This is a genomic window from Novosphingobium sp. SG919 (genome assembly GCF_012932495.1).
In the GTDB taxonomy this organism is placed as follows: domain Bacteria; phylum Pseudomonadota; class Alphaproteobacteria; order Sphingomonadales; family Sphingomonadaceae; genus Novosphingobium; species Novosphingobium rhizosphaerae.
The window spans coordinates 1,115,934-1,138,382 of record NZ_JABCNG010000001.1; the positions used below are offsets into that span (position 1 = coordinate 1,115,934).

Below are 22,449 nucleotides of genomic sequence, written 5' to 3' on the forward strand. Positions count from 1 at the left end.
CCGAACATCCCCTGCTCTCCCGGAGTTCCTGCCATGACCCATCTGCCTGCCCATGCGGTGCCGGGCGCCGCAAGCGCGTCACGACCTGTGTCTCTTGTTGCAATCGCGCACGCCATCAACCGTGCTGCCCAGCGCCTGCTCCCGCAGCTCGAAGCCGGTGTCGTCATCGATGCACGCGCTCTGCGCGGCGCGATGACGGAGGCCTTTGGCGGGACCGATGCGGAAGGGCATTGGGACTGGAAGACCGCCTATGACGCCTGCGAGTGCGCCATGGTCCTGTTCCTGCGCAAATATGCCGGCGCAATTGGCTCGAGACCTGTCGCAGAACAGCTATCGCTGGTCGAGCGCGTGGCGAAGCTTCTCCCGACGCACACGCGCCGGTCCGAGAGCGCACTGGCGCTGCAGCAGTTCTCGACCCCACCAGCGCTCGCTCTGGTCACGGCCCATGCCGGTTCCATCCGAGCCGAGGACGTGGTCCTAGAACCATCTGCGGGAACGGGCATGCTCGCTATCCATGCCGAGCGCAGCACCTGCGGTCTCGTGCTCAACGAGCTGGGCGAGGTCCGGGCCGAGCTTCTGCGGGGCCTCTTTTCGCAGGCAGTGGTCTCGGGTCACGACGCTGCCGCCATCGACGACTGGCTTCCCGATTCGGTTCGCCCGAGCGTCGTCCTCATGAATCCGCCGTTTTCGGCCCTCGCGCACGTCGAGCGGACCATGAAAGATGCCGCCATCCGGCATATCCGTTCGGCTCTTGCGCGTCTTGTGCCCGGCGGGCGGCTGGTCGCGATTACCGGCGCCTCTTGCTCGCCGGACAATCCGGTCTGGCGCGAAACCTTCGTCAGCCTGCAGGGGGATGCCCGTCTGGTCTTCACTGCCGCTATTGCCGGCAAGGTCTACACGCGCCACGGTACGACTATTGAGACGCGGCTTACCGTGTTCGACAAAGTGCCGGCCAGCGAACCCGGGCGCTTCCCGGCCTCCCGAGGCACCGCGCCCGATGTGCCAACGCTGCTCGAATGGGTCTGCGCAGATCTGCCGCCACGCGCGCCGATGGCTTGCGTTTCCGCAAACGGCTCGATCGCTGCGCTGCCGGCCGAGCGGAACAGTCTGGACCAGGCAAGGCGCAGCGTAGCAGCCTTGGCTGCCGTGCCGTCACAGCCCAATCCAGACGAAGCTGCTGCGCAAGTTGCAGAGCTCCATTTTGTCGTCACTAACTGGGCGCCACCCGAGGGCCGGCTCGGCGATGCGCTTTATGAACCCTATGTGCCCCAATCGGTGCGGATCGTTGGCGCCAGGCCGCATCCGACGCCGCTCGTCCAATCCGCCGCAATGGCGTCAGTTGCGCCGCCCAAGCCAAACTATCGCCCGCATCTGCCGCTCGCGCTGGTCGAGGATGGCGTCCTGTCCGAAGCGCAACTGGAGTCCATCATCTATGCTGGCGAAGCGCATGATGGACATCTGGCCGGCGCGTGGAGCGTCGATGCGACATGGGACCAGCTGACGGCGGCACCCGACGATTGCGAAGCTGCCGTCCGGTTTCGGCGCGGTTGGTTCCTGGGCGATGGGACCGGAGCGGGCAAGGGCCGTCAGGTCGCTGGCATCATCCTCGACAATTGGCTCAAAGGCCGCCGAAAGGCCGTTTGGCTCTCCGTCTCAGAGCGTCTGCTAGAGGATGCGCAGCGGGACTGGGCAGCCTTGGGCCAGGAGCGGCTCTACGTGACGCCGCTGTCGCGTTTCCGTCAGGGCACGTCGATCCCGCTCAATGAAGCCATCCTCTTTGCGACTTACGCCACGCTGCGCTCGTGCGAGCGCGGCGGCAAGAAGTCCCGCGTCGAGCAGATCGTCGACTGGCTCGGTTCCGACTTCGATGGCGTCATCGTCTTCGACGAAGCCCACGCCATGGCCAATGCTGCAGGCGGCAAGGGCGAGCGCGGCGATGTCGCGCCGTCGCAGCAGGGAAGGGCGGGGCTACGCCTGCAGCATGCCTTGCCCGATGCGCGCATCGTCTATGTCTCGGCGACTGGTGCCACGACCGTCCAGAACCTCGCCTATGCCCAGCGACTGGGGCTTTGGGCTTCTGGCGACTTTCCGTTCGCGACGCGCGCCGAATTTGTGGCGGCGATCGAGAACGGCGGCGTGGCGGCCATGGAAGTGCTGGCACGCGACCTCAAGGCGCTCGGACTTTATGCCGCGCGCTCGCTGTCATTCGATGGCGTCGAATATGCGATGCTCGAACATGCGCTGACCGCCGAGCAGCGCCGCATCTACGATGCCTATGCCGCGGCCTTCCAGGTCATTCACAACAACCTCGATGCCGCGATGGAAGCCTCCGGCATCACCAGCGCCACGCATGGCACGCTCAACGCCCAGGCAAAGTCTGCGGCGCGTTCGGCCTTCGAGCAGGCCAAGCAGCGCTTCTTCAATCACCTGATCACGGCGATGCAGACGCCCAGCGTGCTGGCGAGCATCGAGCGCGACCTCGAAGCCGGCGATGCGGCAGTCGTTCAGATCGTGTCGACCGGTGAAGCGCTGCAGGAGCGCAGGCTCGCCGAAATCCCGACCGATGAATGGCACGATGTCAGTGTAGACATCACGCCTCGCGAATATGTGCTCGATTATTTGCGGCACGGTTTTCCCGTGCAACTGTTCGAACCCTTCACCGACAGCGAAGGAAACCTGTCCTCGCGGCCTGTCCGTGACGAGGCGGGCAATCCCGTCGTCAATCGCGAGGCAGCGCGCAGACGCGATGCGATGATCGAGCGTCTTGCCGCCCTGCCGCCGGTCCCCGGTGCCCTCGACCAGATCGTCCAGCATTTCGGGCCGGATGCCGTCGCCGAAGTGACGGGCCGTTCGCGCCGGATCGTTCCCCGGCGCCGCGAAGACGGCAGTCTGCGCTTTGCCGTCGAGAACCGGCCTGCCTCGGCCAATCTCGCCGAAACCCATGCGTTCATGGACGATGCCAAGCGCATCCTCGTCTTCAGCGAAGCGGGCGGAACGGGGCGCAGCTATCATGCCGACCTTGGTTGCCGCAATCAGCGGCGGCGCATCCACTACCTCCTCGAAGCGGGCTGGAAGGCCGATGCCGCCATTCAGGGGTTCGGGCGAACCAATCGCACCAACCAGAAGCAGCCCCCGCTGTTCAGGCCAGTCTCTACCGACGTGAAGGCGCAGAAGCGCTTCATCTCTACCATCGCGCGCCGCCTCGACACGCTGGGTGCGATCACGCGCGGACAGCGCCAGACCGGCGGGCAGAACATGTTCAGGGCCAGCGACAATCTCGAATCCGTCTACGCCCGTGACGCACTGCGCAGCCTCTATCGGCTCGTCGTCCAGGGCAAGATCGAGGGTTGCTCGCTCGCCGCTTTCGAGCAGGCGACGGGCCTTGCCTTGCTCAATGAAGATGGCAGCTTGCGCGATGAACTACCTGGAATTGCGACATTCCTCAATCGTATGCTCGCGCTTTCCATCGCTCTGCAGGACATTCTGTTCGACGCCTTCGAAGGCCTGCTGCTGGCCCGTATCGAGGGCGCGGTCGCGAGCGGCACTTACGAGCTCGGGCTCGAAACGCTCACCGCTGAAAGCTTTATGGTCACAGGCAGGCAGACCATCTACGCGCATCCGGGCACCGGCGCCGAAACGCAGCTTGTGACGATCGAGCGCAAGGACAGGTTGTCGCCGCTCGGGCTCGACGTTGCTTTGGCGCTCGTCGAAGAGAAGGGCGCGCGCATGCTCGTGCACGCCCGAACGGGTCGCGCCGCCCTCCAGCGCCGTGCCCGCAGCCTGATCGACGACGACGGTAAGGTCACGGCCCGGGCGCGCCTGGTCTGGCCGGTGGGTGACAGCACGGTCGCTCTCGACACGCTCACTGCAAGTGGCTGGGAAACCGCTGGGCGGGAAGCCTTCGCGGCTGCCTGGGCCGAAGAGCTTGCAGCGCTGCCGGCGTTCGAAACCTCGACGCTGCATATGGTCGCAGGGCTGCTGCTGCCCATCTGGAAACAGCTTCCGGAGGAATCGGCCCGGGTATTCCGGCTACAGACCAACGAAGGCGAACGCATCATTGGTCGCCGGGTGTCGCCGGCATGGGCGGCAAGCGTTGCCGGTAACGCCGAACGGCCCACGCTCGATCCCGATGAGGCAATGACGCTTCTGCTCTCCGGCGACACCGTCCTGCACCTGGCCGAGGGACAGAAGCTCCTGCGGGTGCGATCGATGGGCGACTGGCGGATCGAGCTTTCAGGGTTCAGCGACCTTGCGGTTTCCCGTCTCAAAGCCATTGGCCTCCTGTCGGAGATCGTATCCTGGAAGCTGCGCCTGTTCGTGCCCACTGGCCCTGCTGGCGCCACTGTGCTCGCGGCGCTGCTCGAACGCTATCCCGTCGAGCAGGTCTCGGCGCGCAAGGCGGCGTGAGGCATGGCGATGACAACCGGGGCTGGAGAACTCGCCCGGCGCCTTGCCGAGAACGCCGAAGGCGTCTGTCGGCGCTACCTGTCTAACGGACGGCGTGAAGGCCGCTATTGGCTGGTGGGCGATGCTCGCAATACGCCGGGGCGCAGCCTTTACGTCCGTCTCTCCGGTGGGCCGGAGGGACGGGGAGCGGCAGGCAAATGGACTGACGCGCAAAGCGGTGACCACGGCGATCTCCTCGACCTGATCGCATCGGCCTGCGGGCATCATGGTCTTGGTGAAACCCTTGCGGAAGCCCGGCGCTTTCTCAGCCTGCCAGACGCTTCGCTGCCGTCACCCGGCCCAAAGCGCCACCGCCCCGCACGATCTGCGGCTCCCGCGCCGTCGTCAGAGCGGGCGCGGCGCCTCTGGGCAGCGAGCCGTCCGCTGTCGGCCGATCCGGTCGCGACCTATCTGCGGGAGCGGGGGCTGCGCTCTGTCGCTCTGGGAGCCGCCGTGCGCTACCATCCCAATTGCTTCTATCGGCCCTCCGACCGAGACGGCGCAGGGACAGATCGTGCCTGGCCCGCCATGGTTGCAGCAGTCACCGACCTTGGCGGCCGCGTGACCGGCGTGCAGCGCACCTGGCTAGCCCGAGACGGCCGGGGCAAGGCGCCGGTTGCAACGCCAAGGCGCGCAATGGGCATGCTTCTTGGCAACGGCATCCGTTTCGGGGACGCAGGTGCCGTCATGGCGGCAGGGGAAGGTATCGAGACAATGCTGTCCTTGCGCAAAGTCCTGCCGACGATGCCGATGATCGCCGCGCTTTCAGCGGCCCATCTCGCCGCGCTGCTGTTTCCTCCGGTGCTCCGCCGTCTCTACGTCGCGTGCGATGCTGATGCTGCGGGACACGCAGCATTCCGACGACTGGCCGAGCGGGGAGCGCAGGCTGGGATTGCGGTTGTCGCGCTTCATCCCTGTCTTGATGACTTCAACAGCGACCTGATCCGCTTCGGCGCGCCATCGCTGGCGTCGGCCCTGGCCGGGCAATTGCGGGCGGAAGATGTCGTGTGCTTCCTGTCCCAGGCCGCCTGAGCGGTCGCCGGGCAGAGTTGTCAGCCGGGAAGGGAAGGAGCGGGATGGAATGCCCTGCGGTTGGCCGCGCCCGGCCTTCTCGTGGGGCGACTGCGGCAAGCTGCCCAAGGTTGCAACGCGGCCGTCACCGCCATTTTCCGCCGGTCCGTGCCGGACCTTTGCAGCGCGAAGCAAAATGGCGGGGCCGGCCGCGTCCTGCGCGCTGCTTCGGCCCCGCTGTGCGTGGTGCAGCCCCGGGAAGCGTGCCGCCAGAGGCGTCGCCACGAAGGCCGCGAGAGGCGCGGCTGAACGGCGAAAGGCATAGCATGACCAGCCCCATCGATCCCTCTGATGACAGTCAGGAAGCCCAGCCCGGCTCGACCGCCTATCTGCTCCAGGAAATGCAGCTCTACGGCTATCGTCCCTTCGAGGATGAACCCGACCAACGGCCCTTGCCCGACGAGCGCCTTGCGGCCGGGGCCGTGGCCGACATGTTCGATGGCATGGTTGCGGCGCTTGAGGACACCCGCATCCAGCCCGATCTCGAAGACCTGCTCTGGGGCATCGTCAACGTCTTCCACCGTGCCGGCGAGCGCATCGAACGCGAACTCGACGACAATGAACAGGCGCAAAAGCGTCTCCAGCGCGAGCAGGATGGCAGCGAGGTCAAGTCGGTCGAACTCGAGCGACGCATCGCCGAAGGCATCACCATGATCGAACGCCGCGACACCATGGAATTCTTCCGCGATGCCGCGGCCGAGCAGTTCCGCACCCATCTGCGCAAGCCCTGGCTGCCGCGCTCAGGTCCCATGGTCAACCGCAAGCAACTGACAGCCGCCGTGCTGGACAGCCGCAAGTTTGCAAACAAGCGCCGCTATCAGGACGCCCGTGTGCTCAATCCCGAGGGCGTGCGGATCGCTTTCACCGGCGGGGCGGATTTCAACAATCACGAGCGCGTCTATGCGGTTCTCGACAAGGTCCATGAGAACATCGCCGACATGATCCTGCTCCATGGCGGCACAGCGACCGGCGCCGAACGCATCGCTGCATGCTGGGCGCGCGACCGCAACGTCCCCCAGGTTGCCTTTCAGCCCGACTGGGAGCGCCACCGCAAGGCAGCGCCCTTCAAGCGTAACGACGCCATGCTCGAGACGTGCCCGCGCGGTGTGATCGTGTTCCCAGGCACCGGCATTCAGGACAACCTTGCCGACAAGGCCCGCAAGATGGGTATCCGCGTGTGGGATTTCCGGGCACGGGGCGGCTGAGGCCGCTTTGGCGCCAGTCGTCCAGCACCTCTTCGCGGCGCAGCAGTTCCGGGCGTTGCAGGCGGCGGCGCTTTATGGGCAACGCTTTGTGACGGCTTGCTGGCTCGACCGGAGCGAATGCGTCCGCTGCTCGCCCGCGCTAGCGCTCCTGCGACGAGGCATCCGCAGGCGTCTGCTCGCCCTTTGCCAGGAACCGGATCTTGCGCCATTGGTCGGGATCGCTGCAGTGCATCCGGTCGACCTCCGCATCGGGCAGGCCCACGAGCTCGCCCATCTCCTGCGGAACACACACCAGGTCGAACGACCATTTGCCGGGAAAGGCATCATGGGCGTTACCGTGCCAGTTCTGCGCGTTGTAGAGCGGCGTGATCAGATGCCAGAACCTGTAGCCCTCGGGCTTGAGCTGTTCGATCGCCCAGCTTGTATGGCCGTCCGCCGCAAGCGTGGCCGCATGATGGTTGAGCGTTTCGAGGTAAACCACCGGACGGCACCGGCGCACGGTCGCAATCGCACCGCTGATGATCTCGCGCTCATGGCCCTCGACGTCGATCTTGAGGAAGTTGACGCGGGCGAGCTCGAGCGTATCGACCGTCATCAGCGGACACAGCCGCTTCGGCAGGTCGCCGCTCCCGTAGAAGCCCAGCGCGCCGAAATTGGCGATCTTGTCGCCTTCAACATCGGGAAAGAGGGCGAAAGCGAGGTCTCGCCCGAGCGCGGCCTGATAGGTGCGCACATTGAAGCAGTCGTTGGCCAGCAGGTTGGCGCATAGCAGGCGATGGTTGATCCCGAGCGGCTCGAATGCATGGACGCTGCCTGACGCGCCGACGATGCGGGAGAGGGCGACCGTATGGGTGCCAATGTTGGCGCCCGCTTCGACAACGACATCGCCCGGACGGAGCAGCAACCGATAGAGGTGGACCTCGCTTTCCGACCATTCGCCATATTCGCGCATGCTGGCGCCGATCGTGTCGTCCGCCTCGAGAATGTGGAACAGGCCATGGCGGCAGGCGACGGTCGATATTGAACTGGTCACTGATAGATCCCGCTGGTGATGGAGGAGAAGCCCTTGAGGCCGTCGAAGATACCGCGCCGCCTTGCCGTGTGACTGCGCAGGGTCGGCGGGACTTCGGTGCGCTGGAGAGGGAACCTGGCGGTCATGCCCGCGGTCTTGTGCGCGCTCTCCGCCAGAACGTTTCCGGTATTAGCTGCAGGGCTTGCGGTGGGCATCCGCAGGCTCTGCTTTTGCGCGGAGGTGAGGGCGATGCGGATGGCCGTGCCGAATGACCGCAGGGCGCTCTGACAGCGGCGTTGGCCTTGAAGGAACGGGCGAAACAGGCGCCTTGGCTGCCCTGTCCTGCTTGAGCGCAGGACCACCCCTTGCTTGTCGCCTTCCTGCAGGGCGTGCCCGCCTAGTGCCGTCAACCCCATGCGGGGTTCGCCCTCGCGCGGAGCGCTCGGTGACGACGGTGAGCCGCCCTTCCGAGTGGCGCCACCGGGGATGGTCCCCGCGCACCAGATCAGGAGTTCAAGACCATGGCCACCATCGCCAACCTCACCGTCAAGGCCGACGACAGCTTTGAAGGCACGCTCGCCACGCTGACCGTCTCGGCGCCGATCGCGATCATCCCCAACACGCGCAAGGCGAAGGAGTCCGAGCCCGATTACCGCATCATCAGCCGCAAGAACGGCTTCGACCTTGGCGGCGGCTGGAAGCGCTTCTCCCAGAACACGGGCGCCGAATATATCTCGGTTTCCCTGTCCGCGCCGGAGTTCGGCACGATCTACGGCAACATCGCCAATGCGCCCGGTGATGATCCGTCGAAGAAGGTGATCATCTGGAATCCGCCGGCCTGATCGGCAGGACCGGCTCCGCAATCCTGCGGAGCCGGTCCGGGCTGGCATGGCCTGCATCTCAGTTGCCAATGAAGGTCGGGGCACCGTTTGTGTACCGGATCGTCACGTAGGAATTGTCGCAGAGGTTGATCCTGGACCAGAGCCCCATGGTGCCGTCGGCAAACTTGGTCCGGATATCGAAGAGGCAGGCGTTCGCGTCCCTGTCGAAGCTGATAGTCTGCCGGGCACCGGCTGGAAACGGCATGCGCTTCAGTTCCGGGTCGTGCTTTTGGGTCTGCCAGCGCGCCGAGGAGGCCGGTGCGACTTCGACCTCGGCGATTCGGTTGCCGGTCATGTTAATGAGAACGAAGTCCCACTCCTCGGCCACGGCCGGTGTCGCGGCCAGAAACGCGCCCACGCCTGCCGCGATCAAGATCTTGCGCATGATGTCTCGTCCCCCCGGAATGGTCGGGGGGAATGAACCAGTGCCAATCCGTGCGGAAGCACCCCATGGCGCGCCGTTGGCGCGTCATGGGGTATCTTGGGCTCGGGCAGACGACCTTCGCGCGATCTCGCTTTTGCGATCAGAAGAGGGCTGGCAGCGCTCGATCCAGGTGTGTGCGGATCAGAACTAGAAGGGCGCTACGCGGCAGTAGTCTGAAGCAGCCCTGCCGCGTCGCCGGGGCCCTTAGCCGTTCAGCTTGTCCTTGACCGCCTTGGCGGGCGCGAACGTCAGCTTGTTGGATGCGGCAATCGTCATGGCGGCGCCCGTTGCCGGATTGCGGCCTTCGCGTTCCGGGCTGTTCTTCGCCTTGAACTTCCCGAAGCCGTTAAGTGAGACTTCTTCACCGCGTGCTGCGGCATCGACGATCGCGGCAAGGACGCCATCGACATATTTGCGGGCATCGGCCTTGGTGAGGCCGTGAGCGGCGGCGAGCTGATCGGCAAGGTCACTGTTGTTCATCTTGGATCTCCGTAACGATTCGGCGCTGGCATAGCCGTGTGGCCCTTGTCCGCCAACGCGGCGTTGATGGTTCGAGCACAGAGGTGGGCCGGAAGGCGGGAGGTGCGGGGTGCTGCACCGGCGCCTGTCCTTGCGAAGTACACCCGGCTCGTTGCGGCGCAGTCCCTGGGCGCAAAGCCAGGCCTCCTTCAATCAACCCGTGAAGGGTCCGCTACGCATGCGCGTGCGGCCGCGCGGGGCCCGCGCGGTGATTGCGGCCTGGCTCTGGCCGGCGGGGCACCTGCCGAGCGGGGATGGTCTCCGCTGGCGGACAGGAGCCTTCGATATGCCGCTTTCCACCGCCCAGTCGCTTGCCTGGAACCTCTCGCGCACGCTCATGACCGTGATCGCTCTCATTCGTACCGAGCATGGATATTACGCCCTGCCAGCAAGCGAGTTCGAGGGCGATGCCGCCATGGTTGTCCGCGAATATGACCCTTTCGAACGATGAAGGGAGCAACCGCCACACAGGCCACGATTGCACGTGGCGCGGCCGGATATCGTCTGCTAGACTTGCCCTGCAGATTGCGCTGTGGAGGTGGTGGCGGGCGCGTCCGACGATCATTCGTCATGCCCAAGGACGCGATATGACCATCCTTCTCCTGTTCGGCCTTGTCGCCGCTACCGCGCTTGTGCGGTTCCTGTTTTCGCTCGCCGCCATCGCTTTGCCCGTCTCGACGGGCATCGCCCTTGGACTATCACTCCATTCGGCAGGCGTTGGCATCGCTGCTTCGCTTGCTGCGGCTTGCCTTGTCGCGCTGGTGCTCCTTGCCTGTGGAACTGCAGCATATCGGGCTGCTCATGCGCCGTTGGCGCGGCTCTTCCTGCTCCTCATCTTTGTGCTGCCTGCTGCGGTTGCCGGCTATAGCGTCGGCAGGGCCGTCAGCGCGCTTGTTCTCGATCAGCGGCTTGTGGCCACCATTTTCGGCCTCCTGTGCGCCGCGATCACCGCCAACGCGGCGCATCGAACGTTGCGAGGCAGTGCAACAGCCTGAAAATGGGGCACTTTGTATTCGCAGGTCTGGGCTTGCCGTCGCTGTCGGCGGAAACAGGGCGAGGGGACAGGCACGGCTGCAAGCAACGGCCGCACTGCGCACGGCTTGAACGACCGCGGTACAATGGCCCCGTCCTGTCCGCCCGGAAGCAGCGCTTGGCAGCCATTGCACGGGTCCAGTCGCGACGGCACCTCCGGCCTCGTCTCGATGCGCTTCATGTCGTCCAGGCGCGCTGACGCGCTCACCCGCTGCCGCAACGGCGCCGCGTCCACTTTCTTCCCCGCGGGCTTCGCCGCTCCTCGCGAAACAAGAAAGCGCTCGCTCTGCCGTCCTGCGCTTGCCGCTCCGGGCCTGATGGCTGCGGCACCGGGCGCTGGACGCCCTTTCCTGGCGCATCGAGGCCGGATGGTGCCGGCCCGACCAACCGAAAGGACAATGACATGGCTAAGATCGGCAGCTTCAAGAAAGTCTCGGGCGAGTTCAAGGGCCAGATCCTCACGCTCGGACTTCAGGCCAAGTCGGTGCGCATCGCCGCCGATGACGCGGCAACCGGCAACGCGCCCACCCACCGGGTTCATCTTGGCGACATCGAAATTGGCGCAGCCTGGGAAAAGCGCACGAATGACAACCGCCCCTATCTCTCGGTCAAGCTCGATGACCCCAGCTTCGTCGCTCCGATCTTCGCGCAATTGTTCGAAGGCGAAGAGGGGGACTACGACCTCGTCTGGAACCGCCAGACGCGGCGCGGCGACTGACCGCGCCGCCTTTCTGCCGCCCGGGCATGGCTCGGGTGGCAGATTCCCTACTATACTAGGTGGAGCTATGCTAAGGACAAGGCGACGACACCCCGATGAAGCTTCGGGGCATCGTTGCCGGGAATTTGCGCAGACTGCGAATGGCCAAGGGTCTTTCGCAGGAGGAAGTCGCGCATCTTGCCGGTCTCGATCGCAACTACGTGGGCAATCTCGAGCGTGAACAGAATTCGCCAACGGTCGACACGCTGGAGCGTATCGCTGCGGTGCTCGATGCCCCCGCGCTCGAGTTCTTCCGCCAACCCGACTAGCAGGCAGATCGGCGCTCGCGCCGCGAGCCCCCGATGCGCCAGGCGGCACGAGATGGTCACGCCGCGTCCAAGCGGCGTGCCCTCTCTCGCAAATGGCAGTATGTGGAGGCGCGGAGTCGTCCGGCACTGCCCATGGTCTGTCAGTCCCGCAGGCGCTCCACTGTCACAGCTTGAGCGGGAGGCGCGTGCATGACAAAAATGCCGTTCGAAGATGCGCCTCCGCTTGGCGACACCATCACGCCTTACGACCTTGCCCATCTCGACACCTATCTGCGGCTGCTTGACGCCTCGCGTGATGCGACGGCGTGCTGGAAAGAAGCGATGGCCGTCCTGTTTGGTCTCGATGTGGCGCAGGACCCGGAGCGCGCCTGGCGCATGCATGCGACCCATCTGGCCCGCGCCCAGTGGATGTCCCAGCACGGCTATCGCCAGCTCGCGGCACTCCAGCGCAAGCCGCTCGACCCGAAATAGAACGAAAACAATAGCTACCCTTGACCAAAGTCAGGTCGGTCTGGAGCGCCTGTTTGGGGCGGTCGCACTCCGGTACATCCAGCAACCCTCAATAGAACAGTGAAGGGGAGGCTTTATGTCGCCAGTTGCAGACTGGCGCGAGGAAGATCCTGCGCGTCCGACCGACGAACTCGACCTCAGTGGCATCGCGTTCGAATTCCTTCGCCGCAATATTGAGTACCAGCGCGATTATGCGCTCGCCAAGGCTGCTTCGGCGCCTTCCCGCGAAGAGGAGGATGCCCGCGCCGCTGCGCGCTGGGGCCTGCGATTTCCTGGCTGATCCGGCATCCCCGGCCCGCGAAGGACAGGCCTTGTGGCGCGCCGATGTCCTGGCCTTCACGATCCTCGTAGGTCCAGCCCCTCAGGGATTTGTCGGTCTCGACACGATCACGCCGGATCATCTCCCTGCAATCATTGCCCGGGAAGAGGGCGCTGATGGGCTGCATGTCACGATCGGGCAGGGCGCAAGGCGGGCGCGGCTGCGCTTCGAGCCTGGCTTCGGGCGATGGGGCTGCGTCATGCTGCCGGCCGAACGCAGCCTGCGCAGCCGTCGCAACACCGCCGAATGGTTTCTTCGGACCCGTGGCGGAGCCGCCGAACCCTCGCCGGAAAGTGCCTATCTGTCTTCGCACCGGCGCAGACGGCTCGGCCAGCTTCTGGCTCTGTTCGACGCGCGTCGTGCCGGTGCAACGCTGCGGCAACTGGGCGCGCGCTTCATCGACCCTGACCTCGGCCATGTGTCCGCTGCGGCGTGGGCGGACGCATCGGAACGCAAGCAGTTGCGCCGCCTGCTCGCCGCTGCCGATCAGCTCGTGACCTCTACCTACCGCCGCCTGCTGCGCGGCGAATAGGGACATTTTTTAAGTTTTCGGCTGTCCCTCCCGGGCCGCCCTCCGTCTCGCCAATCCTGTCCTTGCAATCGCTGCGGCGCGCTCGCGTCGCCGGCACCGACCAGGAGGACGCCATGCCCGACCCCACCCATTCGCCCCAGCCTCGCTATCTGGCGCAGCCCGACCCCGAGGCGATTATCCGGCCCCGCTATCTGCGCACGCCCGAGGCGGCCACCATGCTCGGGCTCTCGCCGCGCACCCTCGAGAAGCACCGTTGCTACGGCACCGGGCCGGTCTATCGCCGCCTCGGGGGGCGCATCGTCTATGCCATACCCGACCTCGAAGCCTGGGCGTCGCTGGGCACGCGCCGGTCGACCTCGGATCCGGGGCAGGGCACTGTTCACCCCGCCAAGCGCCTTGCGCCGGGCACCTGAGCGATGCGGGCGCAGATCACCCAGCGCGTGAGCGAGCGCGCGCAGCTCGAGCTCTTCCGGCCGATGCCGGGCGATGTCTCGCCGCGCGACGCGCAGGATCTCATGTCCTGGCCCTTCTTCAGCCTTGCCAAGCGCAAGCGCGTCACGCCCATCGACTTCGTCATGGGCGCCACCGAAATCTCGGTGGAAGCCGTTCCCGAGCATGGCATGGCCACCATCTGGGATGCCGATGTCCTGATCTGGGCGGCGAGCCAGATTGTCGAGGCGCGCGACGCCGGGCGCGCAACGTCGCGGCTCATGGCCACGACGCCCCATGAGATCCTCGCCTTTACCGGGCGGGGCACGGGGCGCGACCATTATGACCGGCTGAAGGCCGCGCTTGATCGGCTGCAATCGACCACGGTCGCAACCTCGATCCGCCAGGAGCAGCAGCGCCGGCGCCATCGCTTCTCCTGGATCAACGAATGGCGCGAGCTCGCCGATGCGCGCGGGCGCGCCTGCGGCATCGAGCTGATCCTGCCTGACTGGTTCTATGCGGGCGTCGTCAACCGGTCGCTCGTCCTCACCATCGACCGCGCCTATTTCCAGCTCACCGGCGGCCTCGAGCGCTGGCTCTACCGCCTGGTGCGCAAGCATGGCGGGCATCAGGCCGGAGGGTGGAGCTTCGACTTCGCGCACCTTCATCTCAAGTCCGGTGCGCTCTCGCCGCTCAAGCAATTCGCTTTCGATGTGCGCGGTATCGTCCAGCGCCAGGCGCTTCCGGGCTACCGCCTTTCGATCGAACACGCCTTTGGCAGGGAGCGGCTGCTGTTCGCCGCTATTCCCGTCGATCCGATCGACAAGGCCATGCGCCGCCTCAAGCTCAAGCCTGTGGATAACCGGCCATGACATTCGGCCTATTGGAAACCGCGGCAGTCGGCCTATCGAAAACCGCCCATTCGGCCTATTGGAAATCGGGTTTTGCTCTAACCCGCTGCAATCGCAAGAGAAATCAGCGCCCTACTAACCGTGCTAACAGAAGAGTCCTTCGGACTCTTGCTAACCGGGATTTGCGCAAGCCGCGGTGCCGCCCCTTGCGCGCCGCTTGCACAGCGCAAGGTGGCAGACGGCGAGCCCCGACACGGCGCGGCACCAAGGGTGGAGGACGGCCATGACCCGGCTCTCCAGCCCATCGCCTGCAGATCGTGCCGGGCGCGCCGGGAGCACCACGACCGAGGTGGAGCTCATCTGGATCGAGAAGCGGCTGGAACATTGGATCCGCTTCGGCCGGGTTGCGGCCGAGCGGATCATCAGCCGTCGCAGCCGTGTCGTCGCTTTCCGCGAGAGCGCTTGCATCGCGTTCGTGCAATGGTCGGCGAGCGACTATGGCACTGTCCGCTCGCGTATCGATATCCTGCGCTGTGTGGGTGCGGGCGAGGCCTACACAACGGTTCCCTTTGTGCGCCCCGGCGGCGAGCTGCTGCTCTCGATCAGGGGCTGGCCGCGTGTCCAGCGCGTGCTTCAGGCGATCGACGCAGTGGAAGCGGCGGGAATCGACGCCTGCGACGCGGCGCCCGATCATTGGCGCCACGTGCACAACCGGCTGACTGTCGGCGAACAGCCGCGCGGATACACCCGCGAGCGCCATGAGGCGTGGCTCAAGCGCAAGGCGGCGGGGCTATGAGCGCGCGGATTGGCCGTGTCGCTGTCGGGATGGCGGCCAGCGCCTGCGCGGTCCTGATTGCGAGCCTGATCCTGCCGACGCCGCGGCCCTGGATCGTGTGGAACGCAAGCGCCAGCGCGCCGCTTGGCGCCTACCGCATCCGAGGGGATGTCCCCATCTTGGTCGGCGACTATGCGGCAATCGCCCCGTCCGCGCAGCTTGGCGCCTATCTCGCGAAGCGCCGCTATCTGCCCATGGGCGTGCCGCTGATCAAGCGTGTCGCGGCCCTTGGCGGTGCGCGCGTCTGTCGCCGGGGCGGAGTGGTGTCGGTCGACGGGAAAGCCATGGCCCATGCGGCAATGCATGATCGGGCAGGCCGCGCCTTGCCGGTCTGGTCCGGCTGCCGACGCCTGCTCGCCGACGAAATCTTCGTCCTCAATGCGGCGCCGGCTAGTTTCGACAGCCGCTATTTCGGGCCGCTGCAGCGCCGCGTTCTGCTCGGCCGCGCGGACCCATTGCTGACGCGCGATGCGCCTTTAGCGCCGCTGCGCTGGCGCGGGCTTCGCAGCGAACCCGTTGTTCCCCTGCAGACGAAAGGATAATCCACCATGGAAATCGGTCGTTTCAAGAAAACCGACGACGGGTTCGAAGGGCGGCTGCGCACGCTTGGGCTCGACCTTCCTGTTCGGCTCGTCGCGAGCGGGTCCGCCGCTGGCGGTAAGGCGCCGGACTGGCGTGTCATATCCGTCGGCGCTGATGATCGAGACATGGCTGGCCGGCCGGTCGGCGCCGGTTGGACCCACAGCCGGAAGGATGGGAACAGCTTCCTCGCCTTGCGGTTCGATTGCCCGACGCTGGCGCGTCCTCTCCACGCCAATCTGGTCCTGTCGAATGAACAGGCGGATCTCTATCTGCTCCTGTGGACGCGTCCACGCAGCCCGCGGGCTGCGGAGGGCTCACAATGAACGTGCGCAGCCGTAATCGCTTTGTGAGCCTCGATGGTGAAGCCAACGACCATTACCCGCGCCGCCGGGCGGCACTGGTTGCAGCCTTGTTGGCCTTCACTTCGCTTCCCGGAACCGCCTGCGGGCAGGCGGCGACAGGTCTGGTGACCGGCCAGGACTACGCGCCGATGGTGACAGCCGCTGCGCGGCGCTTTGCGATTCCCCAGGCCTGGATCTGGCAGGTCATGCGCACCGAAAGCGCAGGCAATCTGCGCGCCGTCTCGCCCAAGGGCGCGATGGGCCTGATGCAGTTGATGCCGGGCACCTGGGCCATGCTCACGGCGCGCTACGGGCTCGGCAGCGATCCCTTCGATGCCGCCGCCAACATCCATGCTGGTGCGGCCTATCTGCGCGAAATGTTCGACCGCTATGGCGACCTGGGGGCCGCGCTTGCGGCCTATAATGCGGGTCCCGGTCGTGTCGACGACTGGCGACGGACAGGACGTCCGTTGCCTGCGGAAACCATCGCCTATGTCGCACGGATCGCACCGGCGCTTGGCTCCCCAAAGATAGCGAATGCAGATCCCTCTGACTGGCAGCCGCGAGCAGCACGGCCCGCCGTGTCCTGGCGTGTCTCCGGTCTGTTTGCTTCGCAGGCGGTAGCCTCGGTCAGCGGTCAGGAGGCGCGCTTGGTCGATACGCCTGTGCCGACTCCGGCTGCCGAACCTGTGCCAGTGCCTGCTGTGAGTTCGTCGCTTGGTGGCGGCGGCCTGTTCGTTACTCGGTCCGACCGTGACTGACGCCGTGACGGCTCTGGCGATCCCCGGCGTTGGCTCGCGTGTGATTGTGGGGGAATGCGGAATCCCGGGAAAAGACAATTCGGAAGGGATGGTCGCAGGGCGAGATAAAAGCATCGCCACCCGCCGGGTGCCATGTTGTTGTGGTCGTTGGGTTTTTTCCGGTGGCATCGCGCCCTGCCAGGTGGCGCTTCTGCGGAGTTCTTCCGCGTTTTCAGAGGCTTGTCGGGTGACGCGATGGATGCGCGCCCGATGAGCAACGACGACCAGGATTTTACGGTCCGGCCGGGAAGAGGGCGCGACGCGGGGCGGGGCGGCGGGCGGCGCGCGCAGAGCCTGGCCGCCCAGGTGCGCCGCGCAGCGGCGCGTGTCGGCCATGCCCGGCGCGGGCCTGCCAAGGGCAAGGGAACCGGCGCACGGGGCCGGGGGCGCATCGCGCGGCTCCGGCTGTCGTCAGGCCAGCATCGGCGGCGGGTCGTGGTCAAGGCCCGTATCGTTCGGCACAAGGGCAGCCGGTTTCGGGCCGCACCGATGGCCCGGCATATCGCCTATCTCGAGCGTGACGGGGTGACGCGCGATGGCAGGGAAGGGCAGCTCTTCGGGTCCGTCGGGGACAAGGCGGATGGTGATGCCTTTGCTGCGCGATGCGAGGGTGACCGGCATCATTTCCGCTTCATCGTCTCTCCGGAAGATGCCGCCCAGATGGAAGACCTCAAGGCCTTCACCCGGGAATTGATGCGCGACATGAGCGCAGACCTGGGCACTGGCCTCGACTGGATCGCGACCGACCACTGGAATACCGACAATCCCCATGTGCATGTTCTCGTGCGGGGTGTCGCTGCGGACGGCAGCGATCTGGTGATCGACCGGGACTATATCCGCGAAGGCATGCGGTTTCGTGCAGAGGAGCGCGCCACCATCGAACTCGGGCCGCGCAGCGAGCAGGACCTGCGCCAGGCTCTCGAACGGGAGGTCGAGGCAGATCGCTGGACCAGTCTCGACAGCCGGCTCCAGCGCCTCGCCGACGAGCTGTCGGGCATGGTTGATCTGCGTCCCGCCGCAGGCGACGACCTGGAGCTTCGCGGGCTGCTGATCGGCCGCGCCGCCAGGCTCGAACGCATGGGGCTGGCACGCCAAGAGGGGGCAGGGCTTTGGACGATCGCACCCGACGCAGAGGCGACGCTCCGGGACCTGTCGATCCGCACCGACATCATAAAGACCATGCATCGCGCATTGTCGGGTCGGGGGCCGGAGCCGGACGTATCAGGGTTTGTCCTGCACGATCGGCCGCCTGACGGCGTGGTGATCGGTCGACTGGCCGAGCGAGGCCACCGCGACGAACTCGCCGGGACGGCCTATGCCATCATCGAAGGCACCGACGGGCGCACGCACCATCTCAAGTTCGACAGCCTCGAGCTGACCGGTGATGCTCCACCCGGCGCCATCGTCGAAGTGCGCAGCTGGACCGACCGCACCGGCGCCGATCGCCTGTCACTCGCCACGCGCACCGACCTGTCCGTCGCCGACCAGATTTCAGCGCGGGGTGCCACCTGGCTGGACCGGCAGCTGCTGTCGGGCGAACGCCACGAGGGTTGGGCTGGCTTCGGCGACGAGGTTCGGCAGGCCCTCGCCGCGCGAAGTGGCGAGCTTGAACGCCAGGGACTGGCTGCACGGCGGGGCGGTGGGTTCGTCTTTGCCAAGGATCTCCTGCAAACCCTGCAGGCGCGCGATCTCGCCCAAGCGATCGACGATATCGCGGAGCGCACCGGACTGGCGCACCAGCCATCGAGTGCAGGCACCTATGTGAGCGGGACCTATCGCACCCGGGTCGATCTATCCTCAGGCCGCTTTGCCATGATTGACGATGGGCTCAGTTTTCAGTTGGTTCCCTGGCGTCCGGCACTTGAGCCGCACCTCGGGCAGCACGTCTCCGGCGTGCTGACGCCGGGTGGATCGGTGGACTGGCAATTGGGTCGGGGGAAGGGGATTGGGCTGTAGCTGATTGTCAGATGCCAAAGCCAAAGGTCGTTGGCCGGGGCTTCTCTGTTCGCCCGGCGCTTCGGAGCCTTTGACGTCGATTGCAGCAGCGCCTGCCTACCGGTCCCAGCCCGTAGGCGCTGTTCGAAAGCAAGTTAAGCAAGCTCCCCCTGGAGAGCCAATGGCTTGCGTTGGGGACCTGATCAGATCCGGCCCTTTTCGCTAGCCCACAGCGGCATAGCCGAATGCAGCGTGTCTCGGCTCGCCCCGTATCAAGGTGGCGGCTACGGATTTTGGGCGCTCAAGCGGTTCCGTCGAGCGGGTGTGAAGGCAGGCAATATCGGCCGCGCGGGTGCGCATACAATCAGCGAGCGCTGAGCTTCCTGCTGTCCGCATCAAGGCTTCTCGGGGCGTTGCTCTGACGCGGCAAGGCCTTTGCCATGCTTCTTCGATCCCAGTTTCACCGGGGAAATGAATGTTCGTTAGAGTTCTGAGGCATCGCCTGCGCAAGATCGCAACTGCAGGTGCTTGCGCGTCTGATTTCCCGAACGTTGACGCGCGTGACCATATCAAGCGCGCGCGGGCGCTATGCTGCATGGTCGTAACCGGCGCTCATCTCCTTCAGCTGACATTGGTGTTGGGTGCCACGTTGCTGGTTACCGGACCTGCCCGCGCCGCGAACTACCAAGACTCCTGCTCGTTCTCGAACGCAAGCAACACCTACACGCTAAGTCCAGCGGAGATTGGGACCAGCGTGACAGCCGATATGAACGCGAATCTGACCTGCAGCGGGTCTTATAATGTCCTAATGGCGACTTGCGTACAGCTGAACTACTCAAACAATTACGCCTATAACGTTGCTAACCCTTCCGTTCATATTCCAGTGAATGTCATTCTTGCAGTGGCCCCGCCGTCGATGACCGGTTCGGCGACTAATCCGCCGTCGGGAACACAGTATAGCAAATATGTCGGCACCGGCCCGGGTGTGAATTTTACAACGGGGGCCAATGGATATGTAAAGGTCAATCTGCCAGCGACAAGTACCTCGTCCGGCATGGTTCCGGGTACCTACCGAGTGCAATACTCCTATGGCTTCGCCTACGGAGAGACTTTTAGCGGCAATGGCTGCACGGGTTCCGGTTTTTCGCTATCCTGGCGGACCCTCACTTTTGACTTCGTAATCAACGCGGTTTGTTCGATCGCGTCGGTCCAGAACATCGCTTTTGGGAGCGTTTCCTACAGCGCCAGCGCGCAAAACACATCGGGCTCTGTCGTCGTGAACTGTCCGACCTCGGCCCCTTACACGATCTACCTGAGTGACGGAAACAATCGCCAAAGTGCCGGTTCAGGCCTGCGGCGCATGAAGAGCGCCGCGGGCAACCTTCTCCCCTATCAGCTCTACAAGGACGCAGGTCGTTCGCAGGTCTGGGATGCGACCGGCGGTCCCGCCGTGGTCGGTGGGAGCGGTGGCGTCAGTGGCACCGGAACGGGCACCAATGCTTCGACAACGATCTACGCGTCTATACCGGCAGCGACAGCAATGCCGCCCGTGGGAAGCTATGCGGACAACGTGGTGATTACCGTTGCGTACTGAATCGAATATACTCGGTCGGCATTGGAGGCCCAGTCTCGCGCTCGTACGCTCGGTTGTCCGCGCCCCAATGGGCAGACCATTTCCTCGCAAGCACCCCTTGGCCGCTCATCGCGCGGCATGCGGCAGTCTTGCGAGGCTGAGATCCAAGGCGTGTCGTCGAGCGGGTGCAATGCAGCTCTGGAGTACCGTCGAGTGCCTCACGGCGCGTCATCCGCGCTCCGGCGGTAGGTTGTGGGGACGCTATCGGAACCGGATAATCAAACACGAAACTTGGCCACTGGGTCTGGCCAATGGGGGAATTGTGGAATGCGGATAACGAACCTGTCCGGGTAGCGCTGCTCCCGGGCAAATGTGGCGTTGAGGCGAGTCCTCGCGGAGGTCCTTCGCCCACATCCCTCTTTCTCCAAATTTTCGATCGGCAGTGCCCGGCATGTCAGCGGATTCGCCGCGGGGCAACTCACGTCATCTGGTTTCCTTGGAAGCCACGCGCCCGACAAGCGGACGGGTGTGGGCGCGCCGCGCCAGAGCAATCCGCTTGCTAACCGATGGGGTTCGCCTCGTCAGATTAAGTTGAGGAAGACTGCATATGAAGAAACTGTTTCTTGGTGTCGTTGGCGCTGCCATCATGAGTGCTGCAATGCCGGCTATGGCCGCTCCGCCAAGCCCGGCGAACGGCACCTCCTCGGGTACGCTCGACGTAAAGCTTACCATCGCCCCGGGTTGCTATCTCGTGTCGTCGGGCGCCGGTACCACCGGCGGCGCAATTGCGAACGCGATCATGGACTTTGGCACTGTCTCTTCGGGCTCCACCGGCTCGGTCGACGGTCAGGCCCTGTCCGCGTCGGGCAGCGGTAGCATGGTGCAGGTGAGCTGCTCCTCGTCCTACGTTGGTGTCAATGCGCCCAGCCTGGACATCGGTTCGGGCCTCAATGCGTCGGGCAATCAGCGCCGACTGCTCGGGCCCGCCGGAGCCACGGTCAATTACAACATCTACCAGGACGCCGGCCGCAACGTCGCATGGCTTCCCGGATCGCCAGTCAACCTGGTCATTCCGACCGCCAATACGCCGGCCCAGGTTGGAATCTATGGCCGCGTCCCGAGCGTCGCATCGCTCGCGGATGGGACCTACACCGACACGGTCACGCTGACTCTCACCTATTGATACCGGGCTGGCCGGGGCCGTGAGCGCCGCTCGCGGTCCCAGCCAGCAATTCCCCATTCCAGCGATGGATTATGTGCCGCCGACCGCTCGCAGTGGCCGTGCCGTTGAATTCACAGAGAAGTGAGCCAGGTTGCATGAAGCTGTTTCGCAAATACTCGCTGCTGACCCTGCTGGCCTTCAGTTCGGTGCCGCAGCCTGCCGGAGCGGCGGCGCTGAGGATTTCACCGATCGGCGTCGACATCCGTTCCGATGAGCGTGCTGCTGCCGTAACGATATTCAACAGCGACAATGAACCTGTGACCCTGCAGGTCCGGCTCTACAAGTGGCGGCAGGTTGACGGCGAGGACCGCCTCGAGCAAGCCACCGATCTCATCGCCAGCCCGCCCTCGCTGACAATCGCGCCCAACAAGTCCTTCACTCTGCGCGTTGCCCGCCCTTCGACCGGCGCTGTCGGGGGTGAGCTTTCCTACCGGCTGTTCATTGACGAACTCCCCAAGCCGATCGATCCGCGGGCAGTATCTCAAGGTGTGCGGATGGTTTTGCGCACCTCGATGCCGGTGTTCGTGGTCGACAAGACGGCCGTTGCCAAGCTCACCTGGCATGTCTGGGAGGACAAAGGTGGCGTTCATGCAGAAGCGACCAATAGCGGGTTGCGGCACGCCAAGATCGGCGGGCTCCGCCTTGAGCTTGCCGATGGATCCGCTCTGACGCTTGCGCAGGGTCTTGCCGGCTATGTGCTTGCTGGGTCCACCAAGCGTTTCAACTACCAGCCGTCTGCGGGCTCCTCTGCCGCGCACCTCAAGCCAGGCGATCGAGTGACGGTTATCGCAAAGAACGATCTTCTGGATATCCGCGAGCCCATCGCGGCCGAAGTTCGCTAATTGCATGCCCGGATTTTCGGCGCGCTGCTGCCTTCTAGCAAGCGCGTGTCTGATTCCAGCTC

General features: G+C 65.2%; 25 protein-coding genes. 21 read left to right on the forward strand and 4 right to left on the reverse strand.

The window, feature by feature from the left end:
• The first annotated feature begins 33 nt into the window (after window positions 1-33).
• The 3 genes from FHT19_RS04920 to FHT19_RS04930 all read left to right on the forward strand — a co-directional run bounded on the left by FHT19_RS04920 (window position 34) and on the right by FHT19_RS04930 (window position 6,722).
• The gene (locus FHT19_RS04920; protein WP_169474125.1) at window positions 34-4,407 is read left to right on the forward strand and encodes a strawberry notch-like NTP hydrolase domain-containing protein; all 4,374 of its coding nucleotides are present in this window, start codon (window positions 34-36) and stop codon (window positions 4,405-4,407) included.
• 9 nt (window positions 4,408-4,416) lie between these two features.
• Window positions 4,417-5,478: a toprim domain-containing protein gene (locus FHT19_RS04925; RefSeq protein ID WP_169474932.1), complete on the forward strand. Its 1,062-nt coding sequence runs from the start codon at window positions 4,417-4,419 to the stop codon at window positions 5,476-5,478.
• A gap of 305 nt (window positions 5,479-5,783) precedes the next feature.
• Window positions 5,784-6,722 (forward strand): DUF2493 domain-containing protein, encoded by a 939-nt coding sequence (locus FHT19_RS04930; protein ID WP_169474126.1) that lies wholly within the window; start codon window positions 5,784-5,786, stop codon window positions 6,720-6,722.
• Window positions 6,723-6,861: 139 nt separating this feature from the next.
• Here the strand turns inward: FHT19_RS04930 and FHT19_RS04935 are convergent, their stop codons facing one another.
• Together FHT19_RS04935 and FHT19_RS04940 are read right to left on the reverse strand one after the other, a co-directional pair.
• The gene (locus tag FHT19_RS04935) at window positions 6,862-7,755 is read right to left on the reverse strand and encodes an FkbM family methyltransferase (RefSeq protein WP_169474127.1); all 894 of its coding nucleotides are present in this window, start codon (window positions 7,753-7,755) and stop codon (window positions 6,862-6,864) included.
• Window positions 7,752-8,150 (reverse strand): hypothetical protein, encoded by a 399-nt coding sequence (locus FHT19_RS04940; protein WP_169474128.1) that lies wholly within the window; start codon window positions 8,148-8,150, stop codon window positions 7,752-7,754. Before FHT19_RS04940 ends, FHT19_RS04935 begins: the two co-directional genes overlap by 4 nt.
• Before the next feature lie 105 nt (window positions 8,151-8,255).
• Between FHT19_RS04940 and FHT19_RS04945 the strand changes: the two genes are divergently transcribed.
• Window positions 8,256-8,576 carry a DUF736 family protein gene (locus FHT19_RS04945; protein ID WP_169474129.1) on the forward strand — a complete coding sequence of 107 codons (321 nt, stop codon included), beginning with the start codon at window positions 8,256-8,258 and terminating at the stop codon, window positions 8,574-8,576.
• Window positions 8,577-8,634: 58 nt separating this feature from the next.
• On the opposite strand, the gene FHT19_RS04950 is transcribed toward FHT19_RS04945, so the two are convergent.
• Both FHT19_RS04950 and FHT19_RS04955 read right to left on the reverse strand, forming a co-directional pair.
• Window positions 8,635-9,000 (reverse strand): hypothetical protein, encoded by a 366-nt coding sequence (locus FHT19_RS04950; RefSeq protein ID WP_169474130.1) that lies wholly within the window; start codon window positions 8,998-9,000, stop codon window positions 8,635-8,637.
• Between the two features lie 243 nt (window positions 9,001-9,243).
• On the reverse strand, window positions 9,244-9,600 hold the full coding sequence (locus FHT19_RS04955; RefSeq protein ID WP_282435877.1) for an HU family DNA-binding protein: 357 nt from the start codon (window positions 9,598-9,600) through the stop codon (window positions 9,244-9,246).
• Window positions 9,601-9,844: 244 nt separating this feature from the next.
• Between FHT19_RS04955 and FHT19_RS04960 the strand changes: the two genes are divergently transcribed.
• The 17 genes from FHT19_RS04960 to FHT19_RS05040 all read left to right on the forward strand — a co-directional run bounded on the left by FHT19_RS04960 (window position 9,845) and on the right by FHT19_RS05040 (window position 22,387).
• Window positions 9,845-10,009, forward strand: coding sequence for a hypothetical protein (locus FHT19_RS04960; RefSeq protein WP_169474132.1), 165 nt, complete (start codon window positions 9,845-9,847; stop codon window positions 10,007-10,009).
• A gap of 136 nt (window positions 10,010-10,145) precedes the next feature.
• Window positions 10,146-10,553, forward strand: coding sequence for a hypothetical protein (locus FHT19_RS04965; protein WP_169474133.1), 408 nt, complete (start codon window positions 10,146-10,148; stop codon window positions 10,551-10,553).
• Window positions 10,554-10,993: 440 nt separating this feature from the next.
• Window positions 10,994-11,308: a DUF736 domain-containing protein gene (locus FHT19_RS04970; RefSeq protein WP_169474134.1), complete on the forward strand. Its 315-nt coding sequence runs from the start codon at window positions 10,994-10,996 to the stop codon at window positions 11,306-11,308.
• 95 nt (window positions 11,309-11,403) lie between these two features.
• A complete protein-coding gene (locus tag FHT19_RS04975) occupies window positions 11,404-11,616 on the forward strand; it encodes a helix-turn-helix transcriptional regulator (protein ID WP_169474135.1) in 213 nt (70 codons plus the stop codon).
• 189 nt (window positions 11,617-11,805) lie between these two features.
• A complete protein-coding gene (locus FHT19_RS04980; RefSeq protein ID WP_169474136.1) occupies window positions 11,806-12,087 on the forward strand; it encodes a DUF2285 domain-containing protein in 282 nt (93 codons plus the stop codon).
• A gap of 115 nt (window positions 12,088-12,202) precedes the next feature.
• Window positions 12,203-12,406, forward strand: a complete 204-nt coding sequence (locus FHT19_RS04985) for a DUF6499 domain-containing protein (protein WP_169474137.1) — start codon at window positions 12,203-12,205, stop codon at window positions 12,404-12,406.
• A 31-nt stretch (window positions 12,407-12,437) separates the two neighbouring features.
• On the forward strand, window positions 12,438-12,977 hold the full coding sequence (locus FHT19_RS04990) for a DUF2285 domain-containing protein (RefSeq protein WP_169474138.1): 540 nt from the start codon (window positions 12,438-12,440) through the stop codon (window positions 12,975-12,977).
• A 113-nt stretch (window positions 12,978-13,090) separates the two neighbouring features.
• Window positions 13,091-13,390, forward strand: coding sequence for a helix-turn-helix domain-containing protein (locus tag FHT19_RS04995; protein ID WP_169474139.1), 300 nt, complete (start codon window positions 13,091-13,093; stop codon window positions 13,388-13,390).
• Window positions 13,391-13,393: 3 nt separating this feature from the next.
• The gene (locus tag FHT19_RS05000; protein WP_169474140.1) at window positions 13,394-14,278 is read left to right on the forward strand and encodes a replication initiator protein A; all 885 of its coding nucleotides are present in this window, start codon (window positions 13,394-13,396) and stop codon (window positions 14,276-14,278) included.
• Window positions 14,279-14,540: 262 nt separating this feature from the next.
• The gene (locus FHT19_RS05005) at window positions 14,541-15,053 is read left to right on the forward strand and encodes a DUF2840 domain-containing protein (RefSeq protein ID WP_169474141.1); all 513 of its coding nucleotides are present in this window, start codon (window positions 14,541-14,543) and stop codon (window positions 15,051-15,053) included.
• Window positions 15,050-15,634 (forward strand): S26 family signal peptidase, encoded by a 585-nt coding sequence (locus FHT19_RS05010; RefSeq protein WP_169474142.1) that lies wholly within the window; start codon window positions 15,050-15,052, stop codon window positions 15,632-15,634. The genes FHT19_RS05005 and FHT19_RS05010 overlap by 4 nt, the downstream gene beginning before the upstream one ends.
• A gap of 6 nt (window positions 15,635-15,640) precedes the next feature.
• Window positions 15,641-15,997 (forward strand): DUF736 domain-containing protein, encoded by a 357-nt coding sequence (locus tag FHT19_RS05015; protein ID WP_169474143.1) that lies wholly within the window; start codon window positions 15,641-15,643, stop codon window positions 15,995-15,997.
• Window positions 15,994-16,776 carry a lytic transglycosylase domain-containing protein gene (locus FHT19_RS05020; protein ID WP_169474144.1) on the forward strand — a complete coding sequence of 261 codons (783 nt, stop codon included), beginning with the start codon at window positions 15,994-15,996 and terminating at the stop codon, window positions 16,774-16,776. Before FHT19_RS05015 ends, FHT19_RS05020 begins: the two co-directional genes overlap by 4 nt.
• Window positions 16,777-17,025: 249 nt before the next feature.
• A complete protein-coding gene (locus FHT19_RS05025; protein WP_169474145.1) occupies window positions 17,026-18,771 on the forward strand; it encodes a DUF3363 domain-containing protein in 1,746 nt (581 codons plus the stop codon).
• Window positions 18,772-19,225: 454 nt separating this feature from the next.
• Window positions 19,226-20,344 (forward strand): spore coat U domain-containing protein, encoded by a 1,119-nt coding sequence (locus tag FHT19_RS05030; RefSeq protein WP_169474146.1) that lies wholly within the window; start codon window positions 19,226-19,228, stop codon window positions 20,342-20,344.
• A 586-nt stretch (window positions 20,345-20,930) separates the two neighbouring features.
• Window positions 20,931-21,506, forward strand: coding sequence for a spore coat U domain-containing protein (locus FHT19_RS05035; RefSeq protein WP_169474147.1), 576 nt, complete (start codon window positions 20,931-20,933; stop codon window positions 21,504-21,506).
• Window positions 21,507-21,640: 134 nt separating this feature from the next.
• A complete protein-coding gene (locus tag FHT19_RS05040) occupies window positions 21,641-22,387 on the forward strand; it encodes a molecular chaperone (protein ID WP_169474148.1) in 747 nt (248 codons plus the stop codon).
• Window positions 22,388-22,449: the final 62 nt, after the last annotated feature.